We start from the raw sequence: 10,795 nt of genomic DNA, 5'->3' as shown, positions 1-10,795 counted from the left end.
ATGTCCAAGCCGTGCTCGCGCTCGCCCGCCGACGGGTCAACGTCCTGTGGGCCCTCCTGCGTGACGGACGGTGCTACGAGCCCATACCGCCCGTCACGGCCGCCGCTTGACATCTCCATTAGGAATCCCGCTCCCCGGCCAGGAAGGCACCCAGGCCGTCGAGCAGCATGGTGCTGCCCTGCTCGGCCATGTCCCGCTCCTCGGCCGTCTCGCAGGTCTGGCGGAGGACGATCTCGGTGCGGTTGCCCTCCCGTTCCGTGAGCTCCAGGCTCATGGCCGCGGGCTCGGGCCGGCCGGGAACGTCCATGCCGGTCACCAGGCGCCGGTTCTCCGCGACCTCCAGGTAGCAGCCGGTCAGCGGGAAGCTGCCGCCGTCGGGGGTGAGCATCGTGGCCCGCCACTTCCCGCCGGCCCTGACGTCCATCTCGACGGAGCCGGGAACGGCGTGCGCCCACCGGGCGTACGAGTCCGGGCTCGTCCACGCCTGCCACACGGCGGCCGCGGGGGCGTCCAGCGTGCGGCGCAGCGTGTAGGAGAAGCCTGTGGTCGCGGCGGTCTGCGTGGTGCTCATGTCGTCTCCTCGTTCCGTCCCGATCGAGCTGTCGTACGGTAGACGGCCCGGCGCCGGAAAACTCATCGCGGAACGGGACGCGCAGCCGCACGGGCAGGCGGGAAGGAGCAGGCGGGCCGCCGCCGGCCCGCAGACGCGAAACGGCCCCGGTCACGAAGACCGGGGCCGCCGTTGCTGTGGGGCTAACAGGACTTGAACCTGTGGCCTCATCCTTATCAGGGATGCGCTCTAACCATCTGAGCTATAGCCCCGCGCGCACGGAAAGGCTAGCGCATCCGGCCTCAGGGCCCAAATCGGTTGGCCGGGGCCAAGGCCCGCGGCCGACCTGGCTACTCGTCCTCGGCGAGGGTCACCTCGATGCCGCCGACGAAGCCGGCCGACAGGTTGTACATGAAGGCGCCGAGGGTGGCGAGCGCGGTGGCGAGGACCACGTCGATCACGGCGATGACCGAGGTGAACATCACGACCCTGGGCAGCGAGAGGAACGCCACCAGGTCGAAGCCGCTCTCGGTGTCCGTCTCGGTGGCCTCGCTGATGGTCTTGCCGATGGTGGAGAAGACCCCCATGGCGTCCATCACCAGCCACAGGACCGAGACGGCGACGATCGTGCAGATGCCGAGCGCGATGGACAGCAGGAAGCTGACCTTCATCACCGACCAGGGGTCGGCCTTGGCCACCCGTAGCCGCGCCTTGCGGGTGCGCGGGACCGTCCGCGCGCCGGTGCGCGCGACGCGCACGGCGTTCGGCCGGGAGGACTGCGGGGCGGCCTGCTGGCCCCCCTGCTGCGGCCCCACCGTGGGCGCGGCTCCCGGCGGGGCCGGGTATGCCTGCGGGGGGTGGTAGTGCTGCGAATCCTGCTCGGGATAGCCCTGGCCCCCGTGGGCGTACGGATCCACCGGTCTGGCACTCGTCATCGTGGAGCCCCCACGAGTCGCTTCCTGGGTATCACCCCGGCGGCGGGTGCCCCCGGGGCCTGCGGCGCCTGCGGTGCCCTGGCCCTGCGGGGGCGAGGGGGGCGTGGCCGGCGGTGACCAGCCCTCGCCCTCCCTGCCGCCTCCCGGGGCACCTGTGGCTCCACTCACGCGTCACTCCTCATTGTCCGCGCCTTCGGCGGGCCGCGCGACGGCCTCTCCGGCGGACTCGGCCGCCGGTGCCTGAGCGCCGGTCTCCTCGGCGTCGACCTCTTCGGCCTCGCGGCCGGCCTCGGCGTTGCGGGCGATGCCGACGACGGCGTCCCGCTTCCCCAAGTTGATCAACTGGACACCCATGGTGTCACGGCCGGTCTCCCTGACCTCATTGACCCGCGTGCGGATCACTCCGCCGCCGAGCGTGATGGCCAGGATCTCATCCGAGTCCTCCACCACCAGCGCGCCCACCAGGGAGCCGCGGTCCTCGACGATCTTGGCGGCCTTGATGCCCAGACCGCCCCGGCCCTGGACCCGGTACTCGTCGACCGGGGTCCGCTTGGCGTACCCGCCGTCGGTGGCGGTAAACACGAAGGTGCCCTCGCGCACGACGTTCATCGAGAGGAGCTCGTCCCCCTCGCGGAAGCTCATGCCCTTCACGCCCGAGGTCGCCCGGCCCATCGGCCGCAGCGTGTCGTCGGAGGCGGTGAACCTGATCGACTGGGCCTTCTTGCTGATCAGCAGCAGGTCGTCGGTGGCGGAAACGAGCTCGGCGCCGATCAGCTCGTCGTCGCGGCCGTCCTCCATCTCCCTGAGGTTGATCGCGATGACGCCGCCGGAGCGGGGGGAGTCGTAGTCCTTGAGCGCGGTCTTCTTCACCAGCCCCGACTTGGTCGCCAGGACCAGGTAGGGCGCCGCCTCGTAGTCGCGGATCGCGAGGATCTCGGCGATCCGCTCGTCGGGCTGGAACGCCAGCAGGTTGGCCACGTGCTGCCCCCGCGCGTCGCGTCCCGCGTCGGGCAGCTCGTAGGCCTTGGCGCGGTAGACCCGGCCCTTGTTGGTGAAGAACAGCAGCCAGTGGTGCGTGGTGGAGACGAAGAAGTGGTCGACGATGTCGTCCTCGCGCAGCTTGGTGCCGCGCACTCCCTTGCCGCCGCGCTTCTGGGCGCGGTAGTCGTCGGTCCTGGTGCGCTTGACGTAGCCGCCGCGGGTGATCGTGACGACGATGTCCTCCTCGGCGATCAGGTCCTCGATGGACATGTCGCCCTCGAAGGGGATCAGCGCCGTACGCCGGTCCTCGCCGAACTTCTCGACGATCGCGGTGAGTTCCTCGCCGATGATCGCCCGCTGCCGCTCCGGCGAGGCGAGGATCGCGTGGTACTCCCGGATGCGCGTCTCCAGCTCGTCGTGCTCCGCGGTGATCTTCTGCCGCTCCAGGGCGGCCAGCCGCCGCAGCTGCATCTCCAGGATCGCGTTGGCCTGGACCTCGTCGATCGTCAGCAGGCCCATCAGCCCCTCGCGGGCCACCTCGACGGTCTCGCTGCGCCGGATCAGGGCGATGACCTCGTCGATCGCGTCCAGGGCGGCGAGCAGGCCGCGCAGGATGTGCGCCCGCTCCTCCGCCTTGCGCAGCCGGTAGCGGGTGCGCCGCACGATGACGTCGATCTGGTGCGTGACCCAGTTCCTGATGAACGCGTCGAGCGACAGGGTGCGCGGCACCCCGTCGACGAGCGCCAGCATGTTGGCGCCGAAGTTCGTCTGCAGGTCGGTGTGCTTGTAGAGGTTGTTGAGCACGACCTTGGCGACGGCGTCCCGCTTCAGCACGATGACCAGGCGCTGGCCGGTGCGCGACGAGGTCTCGTCGCGGACGTCGGCGATGCCGCTGACCCGGCCGTCCTTGACCAGCTCGGCGATCTTCTGGGCCAGGTTGTCCGGGTTGACCTGGTAGGGCAGCTCGGTGACCACGAGGCACTGGCGGCCCTGGATCTCCTCCACCTCCACGACCGCGCGCATCGTGATCGAGCCGCGCCCGGTGCGGTACGCCTCCTCGATGCCGCGGCGGCCGACGATCAGCGCGCCGGTGGGGAAGTCGGGGCCCTTGATCCGCTCGACGAGGGCGTCGAGCAGCTGGTCGGCGTCGGCCTCGGGGTGCTCCAGGTACCACTTCGCGCCGGCGGCGACCTCGCGCAGGTTGTGCGGCGGGATGTTGGTGGCCATGCCGACCGCGATCCCGGCCGAGCCGTTGATCAGCAGGTTAGGGAAGCGGGACGGCAGGACCGTCGGCTCCTGGTTGCGGCCGTCGTAGTTGTCCTGGAAGTCGACGGTCTCCTCGTCGATGTCCCGCAGCATCTCCATGGCCAGCGGGGCCATCCGGCACTCGGTGTACCGCATGGCGGCGGCCGGGTCGTTGCCCGGCGAGCCGAAGTTGCCGTTGGAGTCGACCAGCGGCATGCGCATCGCCCAGGGCTGGGCGAGCCTGACCAGCGCGTCGTAGATCGAGGTGTCGCCATGGGGGTGGTAGGTACCCATCACGTCGCCGACGACCCTGGCGCACTTGTAGTAGCCGCGCTCCGGGCGGTAGCCGCCGTCGTACATCGCGTAGAGCACGCGCCGGTGCACCGGCTTGAGACCGTCCCGCACGTCGGGCAGCGCGCGGGAGACGATCACGCTCATCGCGTAGTCGAGATAGGAGCGCTGCATCTCCGTCTCGAGCGTCACCGGCTCGATGCGCAGCGCGCCCTCGCCCTGGGGCTCGGGGCTGTCGGTGGGAGGAGTGACCTCGGCCATGGTTGGCGTCCGATTCCTTTCAGAAGCTGTGGGGTCGCGTGACCGGCTCCGCGGCCGTCAGATGTCCAGGAACCGCACGTCCTTGGCGTTGCGCTGGATGAACGACCGCCTGGCCTCCACGTCCTCGCCCATCAGGATGGAGAACAGGTCGTCCGCGGCGGCGGCGTCGTCGAGCGTCACCTGGCGCAGCACGCGGTGCGCCACGTCCATGGTGGTCACGCGCAGCTCCTCGGCGTTCATCTCGCCGAGGCCCTTGAAGCGCTGGATCGAGTCCTCGCGGATGCGCTTGCCGCGCTCCCGGCCGAGCCGGATGAGGCTGTCGCGCTCCCGGTCGGAGTAGGCGTACTCGAACTCGTCCCGGCCCCACTTGATCTTGTAGAGCGGCGGCTGGGAGAGGAACACGTGGCCGGCCTCCACCAGCGGGCGCATGAAGCGGAAGAGCAGGGTCAGCAGCAGGGTGTTGATGTGCTGGCCGTCGACGTCGGCGTCCGCCATCAAGATGATCTTGTGGTAGCGGAGCCTGGCGATGTCGAAGTCCTCGTGGATGCCGGTGCCGAAGGCGGAGATCAGCGCCTGCACCTCGGTGTTCTGCAGGACCCGGTCGATGCGGGCCTTCTCCACGTTGAGGATCTTGCCGCGGATCGGCAGGATCGCCTGGTACTGCGGGTCGCGGCCGGCCTTGGCGCTGCCGCCGGCCGAGTCTCCCTCCACGATGAAGATCTCGCACTTGGCCGCGTCGTTGGACTGGCAGTCGCTGAGCTTGCCGGGCAGCGAGGCCGTCTCCAGCAGGCCCTTGCGGCGGGTGAGGTCGCGCGCCTTGCGGGCGGCGACCCGGGCGGTGGCCGCCTGGATGCCCTTGCGGATGATGTCGGCGGCCTCGGTCGGATTCCGGTCGAGCCAGTCCGAGAAGTGCTCGTAGACGATCTTCTGCACGAAGGTCTTGGCCTCGGTGTTGCCCAGCTTCGTCTTCGTCTGGCCCTCGAACTGCGGCTCGCCGAGCTTGACCGAGATGATCGCCGTCAGGCCCTCGCGGATGTCCTCGCCGGCGAGGTTGTCGTCCTTCTCGCGCAGCAGCTTCTTCTCCCGCGCGTACTTGTTCACCAGCGCCGTCAGCGCCGCGCGGAAGCCCTCCTCGTGGGTGCCGCCCTCGTGCGTGTGGATGGTGTTCGCGAAGCTGTAGACCCCCTCGCTGTACTGGGTGTTCCACTGCATCGCGATCTCCACGGAGATCTTCCGCTCGGTGTCCTCCCCGTCGATCTCGATCACCGAGGGGTGCACCGTCTCGCCCTTGCGGGAGTTGAGGTGGCGCACGAAGTCGGAGATGCCGCCCTCGTAGTGGAAGGTCACCGAGCGCGGCTTGTCGTCCTCGGCGGACTCGGCGGTGTCCGCGCCCGAGGTCTGCTTCGCCGCCGCCCGCTCGTCGGTCAGCGAGATGGTCAGGCCCCGGTTGAGGAAGGCCATCTCTTGGAAGCGGCGCGAGAGCGTCTCGAAGGAGTAGGACGTCGTCTCGAAAATGTCCGGGTCCGCCCAGAAGGTGACGACCGTACCGGTTTCCTCCGTCGCCTCGCCGCGCCGCAGGGGCGCCGTCGGCACGCCGAGCTCGTACTCCTGGCTCCAGCGGTACCCGTCCCTGCGCACCTCGACCGCCACCCGGCGGGAGAGCGCGTTGACCACGGAGACGCCCACGCCGTGCAGGCCGCCGGAGACCGAGTAGCCGCCGCCGCCGAACTTGCCGCCGGCGTGCAGCACGGTGAGCACGACCTCCACCGCGGGCTTGCCCTCGGAGGGGACCATGTCCACCGGGATGCCACGGCCGTTGTCCACCACGCGCACGCCGCCGTCCGCGAGCAGCCGCACGTCGATGGTGTCCGCGTGCCCCGCCATGGCCTCGTCCACCGAGTTGTCCACGACCTCCTGCACGAGGTGGTGCAGGCCGCGCTCGCCGGTCGATCCGATGTACATGCCCGGCCGCATGCGGACGGCGTCGAGCCCCTCCAGGACCGTGATCGCGCTGGCGTCATACGAAGGGAGACCGTCCGCGGGCTCGGCGGGGGTCGCGGGGTTCTTGTTGGCATCGCCGGAGTCGGCCACGAAGCGCCCTTTCTGGCACAGCACGAGCCAACTCCGGCACATCGGGGGGAGCGGCTGTGTCGTTCAGTGTCAATCGACTTCAATCAACGTGAATCAACATGGTCCGCAACAGGGCGGCTCTCTCCAGTCTACCGGTAGCGCCACCCGTAATGGCGGCTTGCCGGGGTCTCAGTCCGCATGTGCCGCCCTGAACTGGCATCCGGTGGGTCCCTATATGCGGCCAGGGGGCCTGATCCGCTCACAGCGGCGCTCAGCGCCTTCGCCTGTCAACCTCTGCACACGTGACCGGGATCACTCCAGCCCCGCGCGTCCCCACGGGGAAACGCCCGGCCACCCGCGTCGCTCCCGGCTGCCTAGCCGTAGGTGTCACCCGGGCCACGGCTGCCCGGGGCCCGCAGCCGGCCCGGGGCGCGGGTGGGCCCCGCAGGCCCGAGCACCTTGATCAACTTCACCGTGCCCTGGCCGAGATCGGCGTTCAGCCGCCGCAACAGCTGGGGCGCGAGCAGCCGCAGCTGCGTCGCCCACGCCGTCGCGTCGCAGCGCACGGTCAGCACCCTGGCCTCCTCGTCGTACCCCTCGGGCGCGCAGTGCTGCGCCACCTCGGGGCCCACGAGCTCGGGCCAGCGCCCCAGCACTCCCCCCACCGCCAGCGGCATCTCCCAGCCGCGTTCCACGGTCAGCCGCGCCACCGCCGCCCCCAGCGGCAGCGGGTCCCGGCCTCCGGCGCGCGCGCCGGAGCGCAGACCTCCGCCGCCGCGCGCCTGCCGGCGCTGCTGCGCCGCGGTGCCCCGCTCCCGCGCCCGCTGCTTGGCCGCCCGCAGGGCCACCCGCGCCAGATCCACGCCCGAGGGCCCGGGCTCCGCTGCGCCGCTGCCCCCGCCCGCGGGCTGCGGGGCGGCGCCCGCCGCCTCCCCGGCCTCGCCGGCCGACCGGTCACTCGCGCTCAACTCGCCCCTCCGTCACCGCGAACCTCGCCCCCGCGAGCAGCCCGGGCACGTCCTCGGGCACCGCGGCCGTGACCAGCACCTGCTCCCCCGGGGCCACCAGCTCCGCCAGCCGCTCCCGCCGCCGCCCGTCCAGCTCGGCGAACACGTCGTCAAGCACCAGCACCGGCTGCGGCCCCTCCTCCCGCAGCAGCGCGAAGGAGGCCAGCCGCAGCGCGAGCGCCAGCGACCAGGACTCCCCGTGGCTCGCGTAACCCTTCGCCGGGAACTCCCCGAGCCGCAGCAGCAGATCGTCCCGGTGCGGGCCCACCAGCGTGACCCCGCGCTCGATCTCCTGCTTCCTGGCCTCGCCCAGCGCGCCGAGCAGCAGCTCGTACAGCTCCTCGCGCGAGGCGCCGCCCAGCTCCGCCACCGGGCCCCGGTACTCGAGGCCGACCGGCCCCCCGCCGGGCGCGAGCGTCTCGTACGCCTTGTCCGCCAGCGGCCGGAGCGCCGCCACCAGGCTCAGCCGCTGCGCCAGCAACTCGGCGCCGAAGCGCGCCAGGTGCTGGTCCCACACGTCGAGGGTGGACAGGTCGGCGCCGCGCCCCCCGTGGCGCCTGGCCATCGCGGCCGACCGCAGCAGCGAGTTCCGCTGGCGCAGCACCCGGTCGTAGTCCGAGCGCACCCCCGCGAGCCGCGGCGCCCGCGCCGTCACCAACTCGTCGAGGAACCGCCTGCGGTCCCCCGGGTCCCCCTTCACCAGGTGCAGGTCCTCCGGCGCGAAGAGCACCGTGCGCACCACCCCGAGCACGTCCCGCGGCCGGACCTGGGCGGACCGGTTCAGCCGCGCCCGGTTGGCCCGGCCCGGGTTCACCTCGAGCTCCACCAGCTGCCTGCGGTCCCCCTCGGTCACCGCCGCCCGCACCACCGCCCGCTCGGCGCCCATCCGCACCAGCGGCGCGTCCGTGGAGACGCGGTGGCTGCCGAGGGTGGCCAGGTACCCGATCGCCTCCACGAGGTTCGTCTTCCCCTGGCCGTTCGGCCCGATGAAGGACGAAACGCCCGGGCCGAGTTCCACCTCGGCCCGGGCATACGACCTGAAGTCGGCCAGTGAGAGATGCGTGACATGCACGGTGGTACGCCAGCCTCCCCCGCCCCCGGCCTACTTGGAGCTCTCGACCGCGTGGCCACCGAACTGGTTGCGCAGCGCGGCGATCATCTTCATCTGCGGCGAGTCGTCCTGCCGCGAGGAGAACCTGGCGAAGAGCGAGGCGGTGATCGCCGGCAGCGGCACGGCGTTGTCGATCGCGGCCTCGACCGTCCAGCGGCCCTCGCCCGAGTCGGCCGCGTAGCCCTTGAGCTCCTCCAGGTGCTCGTCGGCGTCCAGCGCCCTGACGGCCAGGTCCAGCAGCCAGGACCTGATGACGGTGCCCTGCTGCCAGGACCGGAAGACCTCGCGCACGTCGGTGACCTCGTCGGCCGCCTCCAGCAGCTCCCAGCCCTCGGCGAAGGCCTGCATCATCGCGTACTCGATGCCGTTGTGCACCATCTTGGCGAAGTGGCCCGCGCCCACCTTGCCGGCGTGCACCGCGCCGAACTCGCCCTCGGGCTTGAGCGCGTCGAAGATCGGCTGCACCTTGGCGACGTGCTCCGCGTCGCCGCCGTACATCAGCGCGTAGCCGTTCTCCAGCCCCCACACGCCGCCGGAGACGCCGCAGTCGACGAAGCCGATGCCCTTGGCCGCCAGCTGCTCCGCGTGCCTGGCGTCGTCGGACCACCTGGAGTTGCCGCCGTCGACGACGACGTCGCCCGGCGAGAGCAGCTCGGCGAGCTCGTCGACGGTCGACTGGGTGGCGGCGCCGGCGGGCACCATCAGCCAGACCACCCGCGGCGCGGCGAGCGCGTCCACCATGTCCTTGAGGCTGTGGACATCCGCCACGTCCGCCTCGTGGGCGTATCCCACCACGGTGTGTCCGGCTCGGCGGATGCGCTCGCGCATGTTCCCGCCCATCTTGCCGAGACCGACGAGACCGAGCTCCATCAGGACTCCTTCATGACGTCTGTGACCTGAGCCCGAGCCTACGCCCGCCCCCGCGGCCGCCCCTGCCCGGCTCAGCCCGACAGGCGGACCGGCATGATCAGGTACTTGTAGGCCTGATCGGCCTCCGCGTCCACCGCGGGCCGGCCGTTGAGCAGGGCCGGCTTGGTCGGCGTGGTGAAGGACAGCTGGGCGACGGGGGAGTCGATCGCGCTCAGGCCCTCCAGCAGGAAGCCCGGGTTGAAGGCGATCGAGACGTCGTCGCCCTCCAGCTGCGCGTCCACGCGTTCCACAGCCTGTGCATCGTCGCTCGACCCCGCCTCCAGGGTGAGGACGCCCTGCTCGAAGCCGAGCCGGACCGGGGTGTTGCGCTCGGCGACCAGGGCGACGCGCTTGACCGCCTCGACGAAGGGCGCGGTCTCGATGACGGCCACCGAGTTGAACTCCGTGGGGAACAGCGTCCGGTACTTCGGGAGGTCGCCCTCGAGCAGCCGGGTCGTCGTGCGGCGGCCGGCGCCCTCGAAGCCGATGAGGCCCTCGCCCGCGCCCGAGCCGGAGAGCGCCAGGGAGACGGTGTCGCCGCCGCTGAGCGACTTGGCCGTGTCGAGCAGCGTCTTGGCCGGGACCAGGGCCACCGCGGAGACGTCCGCGGTCTCCGGCTTCCACAGGAACTCGCGCACCGCGAAGCGGTACCGGTCGGTGGAGGCCAGCGTCACCAGGTCGCCCTCGATCTCCACGCGCACGCCGGTGAGCACCGGGAGCGTGTCGTCGCGGCCGGCCGCGATGGCCACCTGCGAGACGGCCGAGGCGAAGACCTCGGCGGAGACGGTGCCGGTGGCGGTCGGCATCTGGGGCAGGGAGGGGTACTCCTCGACCGGCAGGGTGTGGAGGGTGAACCGGGAGGAGCCGCAGACCACGGTCGCCCTGACCCCGTCGGAGGAGATCTCCACCGGCCGGTTGGGCAGGGAGCGGCAGATGTCGGCGAGCAGGCGGCCGGAGACCAGGACGGTCCCGCCCTCCTCCACGTCCACCTCGACCGAGACGCGCGCGGACACCTCGTAGTCGAAGCCGGAGAGGCTCAGCGTGCCCTCCTCCGCCTTCAGCAGGAGGCCCGCGAGAACGGGCACCGGCGGGCGTGCCGGCAGGCTGCGGGCGGCCCACGCCACCGCCTCCGCGAGCACATCGCGTTCCACCCGGATCTTCACTTCAGCCGCCTCCCGCTGTTGCTGGCCGCTCGCCTGCTGGCTTCCTACGGGCTCCAGTCTGGCCCACGGCACTGACAGTAGAGGCCCGCGTGAGTCAAATCGACTTGAGAGGGGTAGACCCCGGCCGGGCCCGCCTGTCCACAGCCCCCACTTCGAATCGAGTCTCGCGGCTTATCTCCGTAGTCGTAGTAGTAGGCCCTGTGGAAACCGTGGAAAACCTCGTCTTCCCTGGTCAGCGGCGGAATTTTGTACACAGGGCCTGTGGGTGGACC

At 71.3% G+C, this 10,795-nt stretch carries 8 protein-coding genes and 1 tRNA gene; all 9 read right to left on the bottom strand.

All coding sequences use genetic code 11. The features are described from left to right. Nucleotides 1-118 precede the first annotated feature (118 nt). Nucleotides 119-571, bottom strand: coding sequence for an SRPBCC family protein (locus tag D7294_RS30280; protein ID WP_120685019.1), 453 nt, complete (start codon nucleotides 569-571; stop codon nucleotides 119-121). Nucleotides 572-748: 177 nt separating this feature from the next. Then, a tRNA-Ile gene (locus D7294_RS30275) sits at nucleotides 749-822 on the bottom strand. Nucleotides 823-900: 78 nt separating this feature from the next. Beyond that, nucleotides 901-1,653: a DUF3566 domain-containing protein gene (locus tag D7294_RS30270; protein ID WP_422070759.1), complete on the bottom strand. Its 753-nt coding sequence runs from the start codon at nucleotides 1,651-1,653 to the stop codon at nucleotides 901-903. 3 nt (nucleotides 1,654-1,656) lie between these two features. Continuing rightward, a complete protein-coding gene (gyrA, locus tag D7294_RS30265) occupies nucleotides 1,657-4,263 on the bottom strand; it encodes a DNA gyrase subunit A (protein WP_120685017.1) in 2,607 nt (868 codons plus the stop codon). A gap of 57 nt (nucleotides 4,264-4,320) precedes the next feature. Continuing rightward, on the bottom strand, nucleotides 4,321-6,378 hold the full coding sequence (gene gyrB, locus D7294_RS30260) for a DNA topoisomerase (ATP-hydrolyzing) subunit B (protein ID WP_120685016.1): 2,058 nt from the start codon (nucleotides 6,376-6,378) through the stop codon (nucleotides 4,321-4,323). Nucleotides 6,379-6,707: 329 nt separating this feature from the next. Continuing rightward, nucleotides 6,708-7,301: a DciA family protein gene (locus tag D7294_RS30255; RefSeq protein ID WP_120685015.1), complete on the bottom strand. Its 594-nt coding sequence runs from the start codon at nucleotides 7,299-7,301 to the stop codon at nucleotides 6,708-6,710. Then, the gene (gene recF / locus D7294_RS30250) at nucleotides 7,288-8,412 is read right to left on the bottom strand and encodes a DNA replication/repair protein RecF (protein ID WP_120685014.1); all 1,125 of its coding nucleotides are present in this window, start codon (nucleotides 8,410-8,412) and stop codon (nucleotides 7,288-7,290) included. Before recF ends, D7294_RS30255 begins: the two co-directional genes overlap by 14 nt. 30 nt (nucleotides 8,413-8,442) lie before the next feature. Next, nucleotides 8,443-9,321: a phosphogluconate dehydrogenase (NAD(+)-dependent, decarboxylating) gene (gene gnd, locus D7294_RS30245; RefSeq protein WP_120685013.1), complete on the bottom strand. Its 879-nt coding sequence runs from the start codon at nucleotides 9,319-9,321 to the stop codon at nucleotides 8,443-8,445. A gap of 71 nt (nucleotides 9,322-9,392) precedes the next feature. After that, entirely contained in the window at nucleotides 9,393-10,523 is a 1,131-nt protein-coding gene (gene dnaN / locus D7294_RS30240; RefSeq protein WP_120685012.1) for a DNA polymerase III subunit beta, read from the bottom strand. Nucleotides 10,524-10,795 lie beyond the last annotated feature (272 nt).

Origin of the sequence: Streptomyces hoynatensis (genome assembly GCF_003626535.1) — a bacterium.
Lineage (GTDB): Bacteria > Actinomycetota > Actinomycetes > Streptomycetales > Streptomycetaceae > Streptomyces > Streptomyces hoynatensis.
This window is presented reverse-complemented; position numbering and strand designations above follow the sequence as displayed.

Coding starts and splice junctions, on each gene's coding strand:
- gnd (WP_120685013.1), bottom strand. CDS start 9,321: ATGGAGCTCGGTCTCGTCGGTCTCGGCAAGATGGGCGGGAACATGCGC.
- D7294_RS30280 (WP_120685019.1), bottom strand. CDS start 571: ATGAGCACCACGCAGACCGCCGCGACCACAGGCTTCTCCTACACGCTG.
- gyrA (WP_120685017.1), bottom strand. CDS start 4,263: ATGGCCGAGGTCACTCCTCCCACCGACAGCCCCGAGCCCCAGGGCGAG.